Origin of the sequence: Tahibacter soli (assembly GCF_025717065.2) — a bacterium.
Classification (GTDB): domain Bacteria; phylum Pseudomonadota; class Gammaproteobacteria; order Xanthomonadales; family Rhodanobacteraceae; genus Tahibacter; species Tahibacter soli.
Map to the genome: position 1 here is coordinate 328,851 of NZ_JAOVZO020000019.1, position 18,482 is coordinate 347,332.

Sequence of the window (18,482 nt, forward strand, 5' to 3'; positions counted from 1 at the left end):
GTCATCTCCCGTTGCGCAGGATGGAGGCGAAGCCCTCGCCGCGCGGCGCGCGGTCGAGTTCGAGCACGAGCACGCGGTCGGTCGTCGCGTCGTTGCCGACGACGAACGCCGTCTCGCCGACGTCGGCGAAGCCGCACTTGCGATAGAAGGCGATCGCGCGCGCGTTGCGCTGCCACACCTTGAGCCACAGCGTCGCGCCGCCGAACGCGAGTGCGGCGTCGCACGCCGCGGCGATCAGCCGCTGCGCGACGCCGCGGCCGTGCCACGCGCGCTCGACGTACAGGCGATGCAGCTCGACCGGATCGCGGCCGGCGACGCACGGCGGCGCCGGGCCGCGCCGCACCTGCGCGAACGCCGCGAGCGCGCCGCCACCGTGCGCGAGCCAGGTCGCGACATCGGGATCGGCGATCTCGCGCAGCTGCTGCGCTTCGCCGTAGGTGCGCGCCAGATGCAGCGCGAGATCGTCGGCGCGGAAATCGCCGTAGGTGTCGACGAAGGTGCGCGCGCCGAAGGCGGCGAGCGTCGCGGCGTCGTCGGCGCGCGCGCGGCGGATCGTGCAGGCGCGCGACGCGATCGCGTGCGCCGCGGCCTGCGCGAGTTGTTCGAATTCCAAGGTCGCTTTCCTGGCAGGGCCGCGGCGGCTCGCGCCGCCGCGGCGAATCGAGCGGTCAGCGATTCGGGCGGCACGCGCCGGCGCTGTCGAAACCGTCGGCGAAGATCACGTCGCCGCACGCGTCGGGCGAACCGATCACCGAGTAGCTGTAGTCCTTCGACGCCGCGGCGAAGATGCCGGGGCACGACGCGAACGGCGACCAGTTCGTGCAGGCCTGCGACAACGCGCCGGCGGGGTTGCGCCACACGGCCGGCTGGTTGCGCTGCGTCGGCACCGCGCTCCAGAAGCCGAGGATCGGCGACGAGATGTCGACGTCGGCGAACGACCACGCGACCCAATACGTGCCGGGCGCGAGACGGCACGCCTCGGGCAGCGCGACGGCGATCTGGTCGCCGCCGACGCCGATCGCCGGCACGCCGTTCGCGGTGCACACGGCGTCGCTCGACGGACGGCCCGCGCCGTCGTCCGGCAGCACGCGCACGTTGACGTTCGGCGGCAGCGGCGCGCCGTTGTTGCCGTACGCGGTGAAGCGGAAGCCCGAGACGGCCCACGGCGCGGTCACGACGAAGTCGTCGGCGCCTTCGGACGACAAGCCCGCGGCCGGCGCCGGACGCGTCACGGTGTTGTTGAACGGGTGGTCGCCGACGTCGGCGAGACTCTGGTCGTACAGCGGCGTCGTCTCGGCGACGACGAGCGCGACCGGCACCGCCGTCGACGGATGCCGCGGATCGTTGCCGTACACGCACAGGTTCGCGCGGTGCAGGCCCGGCGCGAGGCCGGCGGCATTCAAGGTCAGGCCGAGCGACTGGCCCGCGGCGCCGGCCGCGATCGTGCCGCTCGTCGGACCGGTGACCGTGAGCCACGGCACGTCGCCGGGCGCGGCGCATCCGACCGACGGCTTCGCGATCGCGATCGCGCTCATTTCGTCCATCGGAAACTCGCCGGCCGGCGGCAGCGCGCCGAGCGGCTGCGAGGCCGCCGTGAGCGGGTCGATCACGCGCATCTCGCCGATCGGCATGCCGTTGTCGCCGATGTGCAGCGCGGCCCAGTACAAGTCGCCGGTCTGCGGATCGAACTTCAGATCCTGCACATATTGCACATTGAGACCGAACGACTCGACGACGCTCGCGTCGCCCGAATGCTTGTCGATCGCGATGAGGCTCTGGCCGTAGAGATCGAGGCCGTACATGAGGCCGGCCGGCGAAATCGCGATGCCGGAGATGTAGCGCACGGGATGCACGCCGGGACCGTCGATCGCGCCGACGCGCGCGACGCGGCCGGTCGCGAAGTTCACGGTATACAGTTCCGCACCGGCGCTGCCGAGCTGGTCGAGGAAGTTGACGCCGTAGATCGTGCCGGTGACCGGATCTTCCGCGAGGCCGCCCCACGTGCGCGTCGCGGCGCCTTCGAGCCGCCCGACGAGCGTGAAGTCGCCGGTCGTCGTGTCGATCGTGCCGTAGCTGCCCGGTTCGTAGAACCAGCTGTCGTTGATGATGACCCAGAGCTTGGAGAAATCGTTGCCGGCGAACGTCGCGGCGTAGATCCAGTCGTCCATGTCGTTGACCGGCGTATACGTCGCGGTCGGCGCGAGCGCGTCGAACGTCGTCAGGCCCGGGCGCAGCGCGCTGATGCCGTACACCGGCACCGAGAAGCCGCCGCGCGGCACGAGCGGTGCGGCGTTGCGCGACGCGTGGCGGCGCGCGGCGAACGGCGCGGGCTTGCCCTGCGTCTGCCCGCGCGGCGGCGCGACGTAGCGCGCGGTCTTCGGAAAGTGCGCGCGCGAGCCGCCCGGCGCCTCGGAGAGATTCCACGTCAGGTCGCGATTGCCGATGTTCTCGATCGTCACCGTGCCGCTCGCGCTGCCGCCCGGTGCGACGACGGCGCGCACGCTCGAGGTGGGCACCGACATCACCGGCACGCCGGCCGAAATGTTCGCGGTCGCGCTGTCGGCGCTCTCGCTCTCGCTCGCCGTGTACGTCCAGCGGATCGCCGAGTTCGGGCGCAGCGACGGCTGGAGGAACGAATACGTCGTGTACACGCCGTTCGCGTCGCCCTGCAGGCCGACGGTCGCCCAGTTGCCGTTGTCGGCGTCGTTGCCGAACGCGGTGTCGCGATACTCGAAGCGGATCGTGTCGGAGGCTTCCTCGAACACCACCTGGAACGTCGCCGCCGTCTTGGCAATGATGTAACTGTACAGATTGTTCCACTGCACGACGAAGCGGCGGTTCGGCGCGGTGCCGAACGTCTGCGTGTAGATATTGCCGGGGCCGTCGTCGAGGTCGCCCCACATCGGCGCGATGATCGTCGGCTTGTTCACGCCGTAGCGCGTCGGCAGATTCTGGTTGAACGAGAAGCCCGGATCGGGATTCGAACCCGGGAACGGCGTGGTGCAGCCGTCGTCGTCCCAGTTGATCACGCCGTCGTTGCTCACGCACAGCGCCGTCGACGTGCCGCCGTAGAAGCGGATCGGGAACGGCGCCGTGACGAGCGCGAGTTCGTTGCCCGCGCCGTTGCCCGGCGCGATGCCGACGTCGGTGCCGGTCGCGGCGATGTCGACGAAATCGGGCGTCGCGGTGTCGTCGTACGCGTAGCTCGCGATGCGCGAATAGCCGGTCCACGTCGCGGTGCGCGCGGTGTCCTCGCGCGCGACGATCGTGCGCACGTAGCGGCGCGTCTGGCCCGGGGCGATCGTCGTCGGGTCGTACGCGAGCACGGCGCCGTCGCGGCTGTCGACGAGGCTCTGGTGCGTCAGCGTCTGCGTGCCGCCGTTCGTCAGCGTGTAGCAGACGTTCACCTGGTCGCCGACGTTGACGTCGACCGACGCGGCCGTGCCGCATTCGGTCGGATCGCCCGCATACGGCGTCACCGTGACGGCGACTTCGAGACCCGACGTCTTGCCGGTTTCGTGGCCGCGCACGGCGAATCCGAAGTCTTTCAGGCTCGCGTCGTACATGCCGCACGTCGCGAACGTGCCCCACGTCGACGTGCACGGCGTGTTGAAGCCGCCGCCGGCGTTCCACCAGTGCGCCGGCGCGCCGTGCTGCGTCGTCGTCTGTCCCCAGAAGCCCCACGTCGACGCGAGGTTCGCGTCATCGAACGAGAACGTGACCCAGTACGTGCCGGGCGCGAGGTCGCACGGCGTCGAAAGATCGGCGGTCACCTGGAACGACGGCGTGCCGGTATAGCTCGCGGCGAGCGCCGGTGCGGCGCAGACGACGGTCGCGCCGGGCTTGCCGGCGTCGTCGGCGCGCACGTTGATCGAAAGCTTCGGCGGCGGCGCGTTGCCGCCCGGCCCGAACGCGTTGAACGCGAAGCCGGTGACGGTCCAGCCGGCGCCGGCCGGTACGGTGAAGTCGTCCGCGCCGACCGACGTGTTCGGCACGGTCGGTGCCGGCGCGATCACCTTGTTGACGAACGCGCCGAACGCGTTCTGCGTCGCGTTCTGATCGTACAGCACGCCGTCGGAAGCCCCGGCGAGCGCGACGCGCGCGGGCCGGTTGGCGACGTGCGTCGCGGCCGGCGGCGCGGCGGAAGCCAAGCCTGCGGCAAGCGTCGCGGCGAGCGACGCGGATAAGGTCCAGCCAGTAGTCATTGCGATCACCCCGTCATCGATTCGACGCCGTCGGCGAGCCTCCCTGCCGACATGCGTCGGTAACCAAACGCCCCTATGATTCGGCGATTGGACGGCCATCCGTCTATCCGTCCGTTGGTGATCGAGTGTGCGGCGCGTCGTACGCCGCTGTGAAATACGGAATTTGTGGCTGTCTCCTCGGGAAAACCTATGAGGCCCGCCTGTCCCCGGGCCATTGCGCGGGTTATGCGCAGGCCGTCACGTTGTCGCGGGACATCGTCGCGACGAACGACTCCGGCGACGCGTCGACCGCCATCGCATCGAGCAGCCGCGCGAGCGTGACCACGTCCTGGCGGTTGTGCTCGATCACCTGCATCAGTCGCCCGGCCGCGCCGTGCCGCAGATACGCGAGCCACGCGGCCGGCGCCTGCGCGCCCGGCAGATCGTCCTCGCGCACGATGCCGAGCAGCTGCCGCTCGATCGTCGCGAGCCGGCAGTTTTCCCAGCGGCCGCGATACGCGCGGCGCACCGGATGCAGCAGGTCCACATGCGGCAAGCCGGCCAGCGGATTGGCGCGCCGCGCGAGCCGGTAGCGCGTCGCGAGCAGCGGCGCGTCGTAGCTGCGGCCGTTGTAGCTGACGAGCACGCTCGCCTCGGCGAGCCACGACGCGAACGCATCGAGCATGGCCGCTTCGCCGGCCATGCGCGTCAGGTACAGCTGCCGCACGCGCAGTCCGCCGTCGTGCCAGTCGGCCGCGCCGATCATGAACGCGCGCGTGCCGCTGCCGCCGGCGAGGCCCGTCGTTTCCGTGTCGAAGCAGACGAAGCGTTCGCGCGCGACCGCGTGCGCGTCGTGCCAGCGCGGCGGCAGCACCGGCGCGCCCGCCTCGTACGGTCGCCACGCTTCGACATAGCGCAGACCCGGCGCGATTTCCTCGCCGGCGAGCGCCACGCGTTCGGCGGGCAGCGACGCGGCGCGCGGCTCGGGCCGCCGCTGCAACAGGCGTCGCAGTCGTTCCGTGTCGTCATGCGCCGCGTTCGCGGGCGCCGCCGCGGCGCCGGCCTGCGCGCGCAGCTTTTTCAACTTGTCGACGAGCGCGTTCACACCGACTCCAGCAGCGCCAGCACGATCGCGGCGTTCGCCTTCGCCGAACCGGCCTCGTCGGCCGCCAGCACCGGACCGACGCATGCGGGACAGCCGGCCTTGCACGCGCACGCGGCGACGAGCGCGATCGCATCGCGTACGAGGTCGGCTTGCACGCGGAACAACGGATCGGACAGACCGACGCCGCCGGGATAGTTGTCGTAGAGGTACACGGTCGGCGCGTGGCGCTCGCCGCCGCGCGCGAGCGTGCCGTCGGTCGCGCGCCACTGGCCGCGGCCGTGCGCGTCGCGCGTGGCGAACCACGCGCCGTCGCCGCTGCCGACGGCCTTCTGAAGGTCGCGCGATTCGGCCATCACGCGCACGTTCGCGACGGTGTGCAGCACGCTCGCGGCGCCGAGAAAACCGTCGAGCGCGGCCTGCCGCGACGCGAACGCGGCTTCGAGCACGTCTTCGCGCAGCTGCCACCAGATCGACGTGGTGTGCAGTTCCTGATCGGGCAGCGCCACCGGGCCGTAGCCGATGTTTTCGTGCGTGTAGTAGCGGATCTTCTTGTAGCCGGCGACGCGCCGCACGACGTGCACCTCGCCGTGGCGGCAAGCGCCCTGCCCCGCGTTCGCGCCGTCGAAGCGTTCGAGCACCTTCAGCTGCGTGTAGTCGATCGCGTCGGTGTAATAGTCCACGTGCGTGCGCGTGACGTACGCCTTGCGGCCTTCCCAGTCGAGGCGTTCGACCTGATACGGCGTCGACTGCACCATGTGGATCGCACCTTCGTACAAGGTCAGCGCGGCCGCGGAGAAGTCGACTTCGGCGATGATCGTCTGGCGTCCGTCGGTGCGGTCGACGACGACGAAGTTGCCGTCGGCGACCGAGCGCAGGCTCACCGCGTTCGCGGGGTACGCATCGGCGATCCATTCCCAGCGCTCGCCTTCGCGGTGCACGACTTCGGCGTCGGCGAGCACTTCGAGATACGGGCGCGGTTCGACGCTCGCGAACGCGTCGGTCGCGACGAACGGCAGCTCGAACGCGGCGCAGCGGATGTGGTCGAGCAGGATCAGCGGATGATCCGGCGCGATGCGCGCCTGTTCCGGCGGCGCGTTCTCGAAGAATTCCGGATGACGCACGATGTACTGGTCGAGCGCCTGGCTCGTGGCCACGAGCACGCCGATCGCCGCCTGCCGGCGCCGGCCGGCGCGGCCGAAGCGCTGCCACGTCGCGGCGATCGAACCGGGATAGCCGTGCAGCACCACGACATCGAGCGCGCCGATGTCGACGCCGAGCTCGAGCGCCGACGTCGAGACGACGCCGTCGATCGACCCGGCGCGCAGCGCCTGTTCGGTCTGCCGCCGCTGCGTCGGCAGGTAGCCGCCGCGGTACGCGTGGATGCGCGCGGGCTTGCGCGGGTCGTGGTCGAACACGTCCTTGAGGTATTTGGTCAGCACTTCGACCAGGAGGCGCGACGGCGCGAAGACGAGCGTCTTCAATCGCGCGCGGATCGACGCGCGCGCGATGCGCGTGACCTGCGAGCGCGCCGACGCGCGCAGGCCCAGGTCGGGATTGATCACCGGCGGATTCCACAGCAGCACGTGCTTTTCGCCGCACGGCGCGCCGCTGTCGGTGATCGCGTGCACCGCGTCGCCGATCAGCGCCTGCGCGTGTTCGCGCGGATTGCCGATCGTCGCCGAGCACAGGATGAACACCGGTTTGGCGCCGTAGAACGCGCAGACGCGCATCAGGCGGCGCAGCACGTTCGCGACGTGCGAGCCGAACACGCCGCGATACGTGTGGATCTCGTCGATCACGACGTAGCGCAGGTTTTCGAAGAACTGCGCCCACTTCGTGTGATGCGGCAGGATGCCCTGGTGCAGCATGTCGGGATTCGACACCACGATGTCGCCGTGCAGCCGCACCGACTGGCGCGCGTCGCCGGGCGTGTCGCCGTCGAACGTGCAGGCGCGCAGGCCGAGATCGCCGGCGCGGTTGAGTTCGAGCAGTTCGGCGACCTGATCCTGCGCGAGCGCCTTCGTCGGAAACAGGTACAGCGCCTTGGCGCGCGACTCGATCGCCGCGGTGACGACCGGCAGCGTGTAGCACAGGGTTTTTCCCGACGCGGTCGGCGTGACGACGACGGTATTGCTGCCCGCGCGCACGCTCGCCCATGCCTGCGCCTGATGGCTGTACAGCCGCTCGACGCCGCGCGCGCGCAGCGCGTCGCGCAATCGCGGCGGCAGGTCGGGCGGCAGGTCGGCGTAGCGCCCGTCGCGACCCGGGAGCGTGAACTTGCCGGTGATGCGATCGGCGTAGCGCTGTTCCAGCGCTTGCAACAGACGCGCGGGATCGCGGCGCGTCGGGATCTTCTCGGCGATGACGGTGGCGAGGTCGGTGTGCATGGCGGCTGCGCTGAAAACGAGACCGTCTCAATAGCTGCGACGCGTCTCACGGCGTGAGACGGTTGACGTTTCGGCGGATTGCCAGCGCCCGACGGTGCCGCGTACATTGCGGTCCGGTTGCAGGGGGATGACGATGTCCGCGATGGTCGGCGCCGCACCGGCGCGAATTCCGCTAGGGTTGAAACTCGCGTTCACCGCGTTCATGGCGGTGATGGTGCCGTTCTACTGGATCACATACGGACCGACGAACTTTCTGTACTTCTGCGACGTCGCGATGTTCCTGACGCTCGCGGCGCTGTGGACCGAGTCGCCGCTCGCAGCGTCGATTCCGGCGGTCGGCCTGATCTTTCCGCAGGCGGTGTGGTGCGTCGATTTCTTCGCGACGATGCTCGGCCATCCGCTGCTCGGCATGACGTCGTACATGTTCAACGACGGCATCGCGCTGTTCGCGCGCGGCCTGTCGTCGTTCCACCTGTGGCTGCCGTTCGTGCTCCTGTATCTCGTCGCGCGCGTCGGCTACGACCGCCGCGCGTTCGCGGCCTGGACGCTGATCGCGTGGGTGCTGATCACGGTGTGCTACTGGCTGCTGCCGGGGCCGCCGCCGGACCCGGCGAATCCCAACGTGCCGGTCAACATCAACTACGTCTACGGCTTCGACGACAACGCGGCGCAGACGCTGATGCCGCAATGGGCATGGCTCGCGATGCTGTATCTCGGTCTGCCGCTCGTCGTGTTCGCGCCGACGCACTGGGCGCTGGCGAAATATTACGGCGCCGTCAGCACCGCGAGAAACGCCTCGCCGTAGCGCTCGAGCTTCGTCGCGCCGACGCCCGAGATGCCGCCGAGTTCGCGCATCGACGTCGGGTGCTCGCGCAGCATGTCGAGCAGCGTCGCGTCGTGGAAGATCACGTACGCCGGCACGTTCTGGTCTTTCGCGAGCCGCGCCCGCGTCGCGCGCAGCGCGTCCCACAGCGGCTGTTCGTCGGCCGTGATTTCCAGGCTGTTGCGTTCGCGCGGCGCGCGGCCTTCCTTGCGGCCGGCGCTGCGCTGCGCGCGGCGTTCGGCGCGATCGGCCTCGCGGCGCATGCGCACGGTCAGCCCGCCCTTGAGCACCGCGCGCGCCGCGTCGGTCAGGCGCAGCGTGCCGAAGCCTTCGTGGTCGGCCGCGAGAAAACCCATCGCGACGAGCTGGCGGAACACGCCGCGCCACTGCTTCTCGTCGAGATCGGCGCCGATGCCGTAGACCGTGAGCCGGTCGTGGCCGAGGTTGCGGATGCGTTCCTCATCCTGCCCGCGCAGCACGTTGACGACGTGCGCGACGCCGAAGCGCTGGCCGGTGCGGTACACGGCCGACAGCGCCTTCTGCGCGGCCTGCGTCGCGTCCCACGTCTGCGGCGGATCGAGGCAGACGTCGCAGTTGCCGCACGGCTCGTCGCGCGTCTCGCCGAAGTACGCGAGCAGCACCTGGCGGCGGCAGCGCGTCGCTTCGGCGTAGCCGAGCAGCGCTTCGAGCTTCGCGCGTTCGACGCGCTTGCGCTCTTCGCCGGATTCGGACTGCGCGATCATCTGGCTCATCGTCACGACGTCGCCGAGCCCGTAGCACATCCACGCCTCGGACGGCAGGCCGTCGCGGCCGGCGCGGCCGGTTTCCTGGTAGTAGCCTTCCATGCTCTTCGGCAGATCCAGATGCGCGACGTAGCGCACGTCGGGCTTGTCGATACCCATGCCGAACGCGATCGTCGCGACCATGACGATGCCGTCTTCGCGCAGGAAGCGCTGCTGGTTCCGCGCGCGCTGCGCCTGCTCCATGCCGGCGTGGTACGCGAGCGCGTCGACGCCTTCGTCGACGAGCCACGCCGCGGTCTCGTCGACCTTGCGCCGCGACAGGCAGTATACGATGCCGGATTCTCCACGATGCCGCACCAGGAAATCCTTGAGCTGGCGGCGCGCGTTGTCCTTCTGCACGACGCTGTAGCGGATGTTCGGCCGGTCGAAGCTCGAGACGAACCGGCGCGCGTCGTCGAGCGCGAGGCGTTCGACGATCTCGCGCCGCGTCGGCTCGTCGGCCGTCGCCGTCAGCGCGATGCGCGGCACGTTCGGGTAGCGTTCGTGCAAGAGGTTCAGACCGCGGTATTCCGGGCGGAAGTCGTGACCCCACTGCGATACGCAGTGCGCCTCGTCGATCGCGAACAGCGAAATCGGCAGGCGGTCGATCTGCTCGAGCATGCGTTCGGTCAGGAGGCGCTCGGGCGCGACGTAAAGCAGTTTCAATTGACCGCTCGCGAGGCGGCGTTCGACGTCGCGCTGCGTCATCGCGTCCTGCGAGGAGTTCAGGAACGCCGCGGCGACGCCGAGCTGCGTGAGCGCGTCGACCTGGTCCTGCATCAGCGCGATCAGCGGCGACACGACGATCGCGGTGCCGTCGCGCAGCAGCGCGGGAATCTGATAGCACAGCGACTTGCCGCCGCCGGTCGGCATCAGCACGAGACAATCGTTGCCGGCCGCGAGATTCGCGACGATGTCTTCCTGGCCGGGACGGAATCGGTCGTAACCGAAAACCGATTTCAAGATCGCGTGCGCGTCCTGCGTCGTGGTGCTCGTCATCCGGCGATGGTAAAGAACGCGACCGACGGCGTCGAGGCGAACGCGCGACATACGCAGCGTTCGTCGCTTGCATCGGTCCGGGGCGCGGTCGATTCTTCGCACGTCGCCGCGGACCGCGGCGCTCGGGCGGGCAAGATGCCCTTTTTCCCACCTTCTGGTACATTTCAAACAGTCGTTTGAGGACCGTATGAACCTCTCCCGCGTCGCCAAGTTCGCCTTCGCCATCGCCTTGACCAGTCTCGTCGCCGCCTGCGGCGGCGGCACCGGCGGCCTGCCCAAGCGCATCAACCCGCCGTCCGCGAGCGTGCAGCAGATGCGCGTGCTGCCCGACGGACGCTGGGAACTCGAACTGCGCGTGCAGAACTACAGCACGGTGCCGATGACGTTCGGCACGATCGAGGCGCAGATGCAGGTTCAGGAGATCAACGCCGGCTCGCTGTACGTGCCGGTGAATCTCGAAATTCCGGGCCAGAACGCCGACGTCGTGCACGCGACGGTGTCGCCCACGAGCGGCGCGCGCGAAGCGCTCAAGGCCGCGCCGGGCAGCGGCGTCGCCTACAAGCTGACCGGCAGCATCCAGATCACCGCGCCGGACAAGCGTTTCAACTTCGACCATGCGAGCCGGCTCGATCCCGTGCCGGGCGTTCCCAACACCTATCGATAAACGGACTGGTACAGATCATGAGCAAGTACGCCGCACCGCTGACCGACATGCGCTTTGCGCTCTACGACGTGCTCGGCGCCGACGCGCTGTTCGCCCGCCTGCCGGGCGGCGACGCGGCGACGCGCGACGTCGTCGACGCGGTGCTCGACGAGGCGGCGCGCTTCGCGCAGACCGTGCTGGCGCCGCTCAACCAGGCCGGCGACGCCGAAGGCTGCCACTTCGCCGACGGCGTGGTGACCACGCCCAAGGGCTTCAAGGAGGCCTACGCGCAGTTCGTCGACGGCGGCTGGGCCGCGCTCAACGCGCCCGAGCAGTACGGCGGCCAGCACATGCCCGAAACGCTCGGCGCCCCGATCAAGGAAATGCTCGATTCGGCGAACCTGTCGTGGGCGAACTTCCCGCTGCTGTCGCACGGCGCGAGCGAGGCGCTCAAGCAGCACGGCGAGGAATGGCAGCGCGAAGTGTTCCTGAAGCCCATCGTCTCGGGCCGCTGGACCGGCACGATGTGCCTGACCGAACCGCATTGCGGCACCGACCTCGGCCTGCTCAAGACCAAGGCCGAGCCGGCCGCCGACGGCACGGTGCGCATCACCGGCACGAAGATCTTCATCACCGCGGGCGAGCACGACCTGACCGAGAACATCGTGCACCTCGTGCTCGCGCGCCTGCCGGACGCGCCGGCCGGCACGAAAGGCATTTCGCTGTTCATCGTGCCGAAGTTCAAGGTGTCGCGCGACGGCGTCATGGGCGACCGCAACGCGCTCGCGTGCGGCTCGATCGAGCACAAGATGGGCATCAAGGCGTCGGCCACCTGCGTGATGAACTTCGACGGCGCCGAGGGCTATCTCATCGGCCAGCCGAACAAGGGCCTGAACGCGATGTTCACCATGATGAACACCGCACGCATCGCCGTGGGCTACCAGGGCCTCGCGCTGACCGAACGCGCCTACCAGAACTCGCTCGCGTACGCGCGCGACCGCCTGCAGATGCGTGCGCTGACCGGCCCCAAGCGCCCGGACAAGCCGGCCGACCCGCTGATCGTGCATCCGGACATCCGCCGCATGCTGCTCACGCAGAAGGCGTTCGCCGAAGGCGGCCGCGTGCTCGGCTACTACGCCGCGACGCTGGTCGACGTGATCGAACGCAGCGAAGACGCGGCCGAGCGCCGGAAGGCCGACGAACTCCTCGGCTTCATCACGCCGATCGTCAAGGCGCTGCTGACCGAAGCCGCGCAGGAAACGACGTATTGCGCCGTGCAGATCTTCGGCGGACACGGCTATATCGCCGAATGGGGCATGGAGCAGTTCGCGCGCGACGCGCGCATCACGACCATCTACGAAGGCACGACGCAGATCCAGGCGCTCGACCTGCTCGGCCGCAAGATCATGCAACTGCAGGGCGCGGGCCTGCGCCATTTCGTCGAGGAAATCAGCGGGTTCTGCCATGCGCAGCAGGCGAACGCGAACGTCATCGAATTCATCAAGCCGCTGGCCGAACTGACCCAGGAGTGGATCGGCCTGACGCAGGAAATCGGCAAGAAGGCGATGGGCAACGCCGACGAAATGGGCGCCGCGGCGGTCGACTACCTGTTCTACGCGGGCTATATCAGCCTCGCGTATTTCTGGGCGCGCAGCGTCGTCGCGGCCGACGCGTCGGCGCATCCGGCCGAATTCAAGGACAGCAAACGCCTGACCGCGCGGTTCTTCTATTCGCGCATCCTGCCGCGCACGCGCGGCCACCTCGCGGCGATCCGCGCGGGCGCCGACAGCCTGATGGCGATGCCGGACGCGCTGTTCGGCTAAACGGCTCGCCACGGCCGAAACGTACCGCGCAGCCGCCGGACGGACCCTTCCGCCCGGCGGTCTCCGCCGAGGGGCTGGAACTGCGCCCCCGGCTTCCGCTAATTTCGCAACACACGATCTTGCGGAACGAGGACCATGGAAGCCGAGTCAGGCATTCATATCCGTCTCGCCGACGCCGGCGACGACGATTTCATCCTGGGATTGGTCGATCGTTTCGTGAGTTTCGAGCTGCCCCGCTGGCGGCGCAAAGGCGAAACCGCCGAGGGCATACGCCGCGATATCGCGCGGCACCTGCGCGAGCAGCCGGCCGGTTCGCACCTGTTCGTTGCCGAGGACGACGACGGCGAGCGCGTGGGTTTTCTGCACCTGCAGACGGTGACCGATTTCTTCACCGGCGCGCAGAACTGCCATATTTCCGACCTGGCGGTCACGCCGGGCCACGACGGCAAGGGCGTCGGCCGCGCGCTGCTCGCCTACAGCGAACGCTGGGCGCGCGAGCATCACTGCCGCTTCGTCACGCTGTCGGTGTTCGAAGGCAACGCCCGCGCCCGCGAGCTGTACGCCGCACAGGGCTACGGCGTCGAGCTGCTGCGCATGGTCAAGCCGGTGAAATAGCCCTCGACCCCGGATTTCGGCCGGTTCGCGATCCCGCGGTCGCGTTAGTCACGAAATCGTGGCGGCTTCTTCACGCACGCCGGCTACAATTCCCGGCGCCGGACGGAAGCCGGCGATGTTCGGGTAATAGCCGTGCCGGCGTTCTTACGCTTTGTTCCGGATGTGATGGAGTTCTCATTCCATTGCCGTCCGTGGGCTGGCTCATCTCAAAAGAGTGGGGGATAAATCATGAAGCTTCTCGCAAGCACCGGTCGCGTGGTCGCGGCCCTGTTGCTGTTCGCGCTGTTCTCGACGCAAGCCTATGCGCAGGCGACGCGCACCTGGGTGTCGGGCGTCGGCGACGATGCCAACCCCTGCAGCCGCACCGCCCCGTGCAAGACGTTTGCGGGCGCGATCTCCAAGACCGCGGCGTCCGGCGTCATCAGCGTGCTCGACCCGGGCGGCTTCGGCGCCGTCACGATCACCAAGTCGATCACGATCGAGACCGACGGCCAGCTCGCCGGCGTGCTCAGCGCCGGCACGAACGGCGTCATCGTCAACGCGGGCGTGAACGACAACGTCGTGCTGCGCGGCCTGTCGATCGACGGCGCCGGCACCGGCCTCAACGGCATCCGCTACATCGCCGGCAAGAGCCTGACGGTCGAACGCTGCGTCATCAACGGCGTGACCCAGAAGGGCATCGACTTCAGCCCGACCGGCGCCTCGACGCTGACCGTGGTCGAGTCGGACATCCACGGCGCCGCCAACGCGGTCAACGGCGGCGCGATCTCGGTCACGCCGGCCGTCGGCGGTTCGGCCAACGCGATCGTCGAAAAGTCGCGCCTGACGCGCAACCTGTTCGGCGTCAAGGCGGCCGCACCGAGCAAGGTCACCGTGCGCGACACCATGATCGGCAACAACGACCTCTTCGGCGTGCAGGCGACCGGCAACGGCGCCGTGATGTTCGTCGACAACTCCGTGCTCACGAACAACCCGGGCGCGGCGGTCGGTGCGGTCAGCTCCGGCCAGATCACGCTCTCGCGCACCGCGATCTTCGGCAACGGCACGGGCCTGACCGCCATCGGCGGCCAGATCTTCACGTTCGGCGACAATCGCAACGCCGGCAACACGACGCCGGGCGCGCCGACGGCGGCCCCGACGGCCACGCAGTAACCGCTTCGTCGTGCCGGCCGCGCCCGCGTACCGGGCGCGGCCGGCACAGCGACTCCCACGCATCCCGCATTTCCGCTATGCTCCCGCGCGCAATCAGGGAGTTACGGCGGCAGGAACGCCCGTTTCGCGTTTGGCGTGAACGGAGGACTGAATGCTGGGAGCTATCCGCACCAACGGCGACATCCATTCGACGCGCGTGCTCTCGCTCGACTCGACCGGGCGCATCCTCGACTGGATGAGCTGGCAGGATGCCGTCTGTCTCTATGTCCGCGGCGCCGTCGCCTGGACGCTCGGCGATCCGTGCCTGACGATCCACGGCGGCATGAGCCGGCTCACCGGCACGCAGACGCTGCTCGACCTGCACCCGATCGTCGCCAGCCGCGGCCACGCCCGGCCGGGCTCGTTCGAACCCGCGCCCGCGCTGACGAACGCCGCGCTGTTCGCCCGCGACCATCACCTGTGCATGTACTGCGGGCAGCATTTCCACAAGACGCAGCTCACGCGCGATCACGTGCTGCCGTTGTCCAAGGGCGGTCGCGACGACTGGGAAAACGTCGTCTGCGCATGCCTGCACTGCAACGTCCGCAAGGGCAGCCGCACGCCGACGCAGGCGCTGATGCCGCTCCTGGCCGTACCGTACCGGCCGAGTTGGGTCGAGCACCTGATCCTGTCGAACAGGAACATCCTCGCCGACCAGATGGAATTTCTCGTCGGCCATCTGCCGAAACACCGGCGACCGCAATAGCCGGTCGCCTGCCCGTGACGTGCCGTTCAGGCCGCCAGGCGCGGCCGTCGGCGCGTTCTGCCCGCTTTTCGCCACGTCGCGTTCCTTGCCGCGGCCCCGACACTGGCCGAAAATAAGCGCCTGACGTCTGGAACGCCTGCAATGATCAATCAGGAGCGCTACCCGCGCCTCTCCCGCATCAACTCTCCGGCCGATGTGCGCCTTCTGGGCGACGCCGAACTTCCGGATCTCGCGCGCGAGCTGCGCAACTACCTGATCGAGTCGGTGGCGACGTCGGGCGGCCATTTCGGTGCCGGCCTCGGCGTGATCGAGCTGACCGTCGCGCTGCACTATCTGTTCGAGACGCCGCAGGACCGCCTCGTCTGGGACGTCGGCCACCAGTGCTACCCGCACAAGATCCTGACCGGCCGCCGCGACCGCATCACCACGGTCAAGAAGAAGGACGGCCTCGCGCCGTTTCCGCGCCGCGAGGAAAGCCCGTACGACACGTTCGGCGTCGGCCATTCGTCGACGTCGATCTCGGCCGCGCTCGGCATGGCCATCGCCGCCCAGCGCAAGGGCGATCCGCGCCGCGTCGTCGCGGTGATCGGCGACGGCGCCGCGACCGCCGGCATGGCGTTCGAGGCATTGAACCACGGCGGCGACGTCGAGCCCGACCTCCTGGTCGTGCTCAACGACAACGGCATGTCGATCAGCGAAAACGTCGGTGCGATGAGCAAGATGCTCGCGCGCCTGTTGTCGAGCCGGCGCCTGAACTGGCTGCGCGACCGCGCCAAGAACGCGATGCCGCGCGGCGGCTTCCTGTGGCGCTTCATCAAGCGCTGGGAAGAACACGTCAAGGGCATGTTCGTGCCGTCGACGCTGTTCGAGGAGCTCGGCTTCCACTACACCGGCCCGATCGACGGACACGACCTGCCGGCGCTGCTGCACGCGCTGCGCACGGTCAAGGAACTCAAGGGCCCGCAGCTGCTGCACGTCGTCACGACGAAGGGCAAGGGCTACGCGCCGGCCGAGCGCGAGCAGATCGAGTACCACGCCGTCGGCCCGTTCGACCCGGTCAAGGGCGTGACGAAGAAGGCGCCCGGCAAGCCGACCTATACCGACGTCTTCAGCGACTGGCTGTGCGACATGGCCGCGGCCGAGCCGCGCCTGTACGGCATCACGCCGGCGATGCGCGAAGGCTCGGGCCTCGTGCGCTTCTCGCAGGAATACCCGCGGCGCTACTTCGACGTGGCCATCGCCGAGCAGCACGCCGTGACGCTCGCGGCCGGCATGGCCTGCGAAGGCGCCAAACCGGTCGTCGCGATCTATTCAACATTTCTGCAGCGCGCGTACGACCAGCTGATCCACGACGTGGCCATCCAGAATCTCGACGTCACGTTCGCGATCGACCGCGCGGGCGTCGTCGGCCCGGACGGCGCGACGCACGCCGGCAGCTTCGACCTGTCGTATCTGCGCTGCATTCCGAACATGGTGGTGATGGCGCCGTCCGACGAAAACGAATGCCGCCGCATGCTCACGACCGGCCTCGCCTACGACGGCCCGGCCGCCGTGCGCTATCCGCGCGGCACCGGCCCGGGCGTCGCGATCGAACCCGAACTGACCACGCTGCCGATCGGCAAGGCCGAAGTGCGCCGCCGCGGCACGGGCCTTGCGCTGCTCGCGTTCGGCGCGACGGTCGCGGCCGCCGACGCGGTCGCGCTCGAACTCGGCGCGACGCTCGTCAACATGCGCTTCGTCAAACCGCTCGACGAGGAACTGCTGCGCGAGCTGGCACGCACGCACACGGCGTTCGTCACCGTCGAAGACAACGCGATCCAGGGCGGCGCGGGTTCCGCGGTCGCCGAGTTCTTCAACGCCGAAGGCGCGACGCTGCCGATCCTGCACCTGGGCCTGCCCGACGCGTTCCTCGACCACGGCAGCCGCGAAGAACTGCTCGCGCACAGCGGCGTCGACAAGAACGGCATTCGCGCCGCGGTGCTCGCGCGCTGGCCGCAGTTTCAACCGGCGCCGGCCGAATTGCGCAGCGCGGTCTAGGACTCAGGCGGCGTCTCCTCAACGCCGTGATCATCAACCGGTGCAGCCGCTGGTGATGGCTGCGCCAGCCGATCTTGTCGAACAGCACGAACAGGCCCAGCTGCAAAAGGCTGCGGCCTGTGTCGCTGCGCGACACGAACGCCAGGTGCCGCCGCGCGTCGACGATCAGGGCAGGAACGTCAGTCTCTATTTTTGACTAGTAGCGCTTAAGGGGTATTGACCGTTCTTCTGAAGGCGTGACTGCCGCCGTGATCGCGCCCGCGTCGCGCTCGGCGACGACCAGCGGTCGTGCGCGGCGACCTCGTCGCATTGCTCAGGCGGCCTCACGCGATTCGCCGTCTTCGCCGAAGTCGACGATGTCGAAGCACTGCTCGACGCCCTCACAAACGTCGCGGTCGACATCGTGCTGTGTGACGTGCGCATGCCGCACCTGGACGGCTCCGGCTTGTGCGAACGCCCATGCGGCGTCGAGCGCACACCATCGGTGATCCTCATGACCACGTTCGACGACCCGGGCCTCGCTCTGCGCGCGATCGACGCCGGCGCACACGGTTTTCTGCTCCCCGTATCGGCACCATTTACCGAGATCGCCCTTGCACGTTACGGTTCAGCTGCGGGTGCAATTTCGTCAGCCGTGTTTAATTCGAGCAGAGTTGCGCGAGATACTCCGCCGCCAAGCTCATACCCATCTCCCGCGCATGCTTTGCGGGGGTCGTCCCGTTCTGTTCGGACGAACAAGGGTCGGCACCCTTTTCCACAAGCAATTTTGCAATTCGAAGCAGCTTCTCTTGTTCGCCATCAAAGCCAAGCAACAGAAGTGCGTTTTTTCCGTCGTGAGATCTGACGGCAGCGTCCGCTCCTCGCGAGAGAAGGTACTCAACGGCTTCTTCATGAGCCCACATTGCCGACACCAACAAGGCGTTGTCACCCGACTCCGACCCGGCATTTATATCGGCCCCATTGTCGAGAAGTATGGATGCCGTGTCTTTCCAATTTTCTCCTCTGCCTTCAAAGGCAATGACGATGAGAGGCTTTCCGTAGACACGCAAGTTAGCAGGCGTTCCTTTTTTAATCAATTTCGCAACCTCAACCGGATCACCCTCATAGACAACACGAGCTGCGTCTTCTTGGGGGTTCGAACATGCGGCGCACGCGACAACAATCGATAACGACAAGAATTTCCTCAT

The 18,482-nt window shown here is 68.5% G+C and carries 13 protein-coding genes and 1 pseudogene; 8 read left to right on the forward strand and 6 right to left on the reverse strand.

Annotation, left to right across the window (positions count from 1 at the left end):
• Position 1 precedes the first annotated feature (1 nt).
• The 4 genes from OD750_RS20580 to OD750_RS20595 all read right to left on the reverse strand — a co-directional run bounded on the left by OD750_RS20580 (position 2) and on the right by OD750_RS20595 (position 7,676).
• Entirely contained in the window at positions 2-613 is a 612-nt protein-coding gene (locus OD750_RS20580) for a GNAT family N-acetyltransferase (protein ID WP_263540814.1), read from the reverse strand.
• 55 nt (positions 614-668) lie between these two features.
• Complete coding sequence (locus OD750_RS20585; RefSeq protein ID WP_263540813.1) at positions 669-4,205, reverse strand: hypothetical protein; 3,537 nt, start codon at positions 4,203-4,205, stop codon at positions 669-671.
• A gap of 223 nt (positions 4,206-4,428) precedes the next feature.
• Positions 4,429-5,289, reverse strand: a complete 861-nt coding sequence (locus tag OD750_RS20590) for a ribonuclease H-like domain-containing protein (protein WP_263540812.1) — start codon at positions 5,287-5,289, stop codon at positions 4,429-4,431.
• Positions 5,286-7,676: a DEAD/DEAH box helicase gene (locus OD750_RS20595; RefSeq protein WP_263540811.1), complete on the reverse strand. Its 2,391-nt coding sequence runs from the start codon at positions 7,674-7,676 to the stop codon at positions 5,286-5,288. Before OD750_RS20595 ends, OD750_RS20590 begins: the two co-directional genes overlap by 4 nt.
• A gap of 133 nt (positions 7,677-7,809) precedes the next feature.
• Here OD750_RS20595 and OD750_RS20600 point away from each other — a divergent pair, with 133 nt between their 5' ends.
• The gene (locus OD750_RS20600; RefSeq protein ID WP_263540810.1) at positions 7,810-8,481 is read left to right on the forward strand and encodes a hypothetical protein; all 672 of its coding nucleotides are present in this window, start codon (positions 7,810-7,812) and stop codon (positions 8,479-8,481) included.
• On the opposite strand, the gene recQ is transcribed toward OD750_RS20600, so the two are convergent.
• The gene (recQ, locus tag OD750_RS20605) at positions 8,442-10,280 is read right to left on the reverse strand and encodes a DNA helicase RecQ (protein WP_263541148.1); all 1,839 of its coding nucleotides are present in this window, start codon (positions 10,278-10,280) and stop codon (positions 8,442-8,444) included. The two genes, OD750_RS20600 and recQ, sit on opposite strands and share 40 nt — an antisense overlap.
• A 187-nt stretch (positions 10,281-10,467) precedes the next feature.
• Here recQ and OD750_RS20610 point away from each other — a divergent pair, with 187 nt between their 5' ends.
• From OD750_RS20610 to OD750_RS20640, 7 genes and pseudogenes are all read left to right on the forward strand, one after another.
• Positions 10,468-10,944: a hypothetical protein gene (locus OD750_RS20610; protein WP_263540809.1), complete on the forward strand. Its 477-nt coding sequence runs from the start codon at positions 10,468-10,470 to the stop codon at positions 10,942-10,944.
• A 17-nt stretch (positions 10,945-10,961) separates the two neighbouring features.
• Positions 10,962-12,746 (forward strand): acyl-CoA dehydrogenase C-terminal domain-containing protein, encoded by a 1,785-nt coding sequence (locus OD750_RS20615; RefSeq protein WP_263540808.1) that lies wholly within the window; start codon positions 10,962-10,964, stop codon positions 12,744-12,746.
• Between the two features lie 135 nt (positions 12,747-12,881).
• Entirely contained in the window at positions 12,882-13,361 is a 480-nt protein-coding gene (locus OD750_RS20620; RefSeq protein WP_263540807.1) for a GNAT family N-acetyltransferase, read from the forward strand.
• Positions 13,362-13,589: 228 nt separating this feature from the next.
• Entirely contained in the window at positions 13,590-14,513 is a 924-nt protein-coding gene (locus OD750_RS20625; RefSeq protein ID WP_263540806.1) for a right-handed parallel beta-helix repeat-containing protein, read from the forward strand.
• Positions 14,514-14,664: 151 nt separating this feature from the next.
• Positions 14,665-15,258: an HNH endonuclease gene (locus tag OD750_RS20630; protein WP_263540805.1), complete on the forward strand. Its 594-nt coding sequence runs from the start codon at positions 14,665-14,667 to the stop codon at positions 15,256-15,258.
• Between the two features lie 141 nt (positions 15,259-15,399).
• Entirely contained in the window at positions 15,400-17,295 is a 1,896-nt protein-coding gene (dxs, locus tag OD750_RS20635) for a 1-deoxy-D-xylulose-5-phosphate synthase (RefSeq protein ID WP_263540804.1), read from the forward strand.
• Between the two features lie 367 nt (positions 17,296-17,662).
• Positions 17,663-17,794 (forward strand): annotated as a pseudogene (locus tag OD750_RS20640) (DNA-binding response regulator); the annotation flags it as partial.
• A 139-nt stretch (positions 17,795-17,933) separates the two neighbouring features.
• Here the strand turns inward: OD750_RS20640 and OD750_RS20645 are convergent.
• Complete coding sequence (locus OD750_RS20645) at positions 17,934-18,482, reverse strand: ankyrin repeat domain-containing protein (RefSeq protein WP_272842096.1); 549 nt, start codon at positions 18,480-18,482, stop codon at positions 17,934-17,936.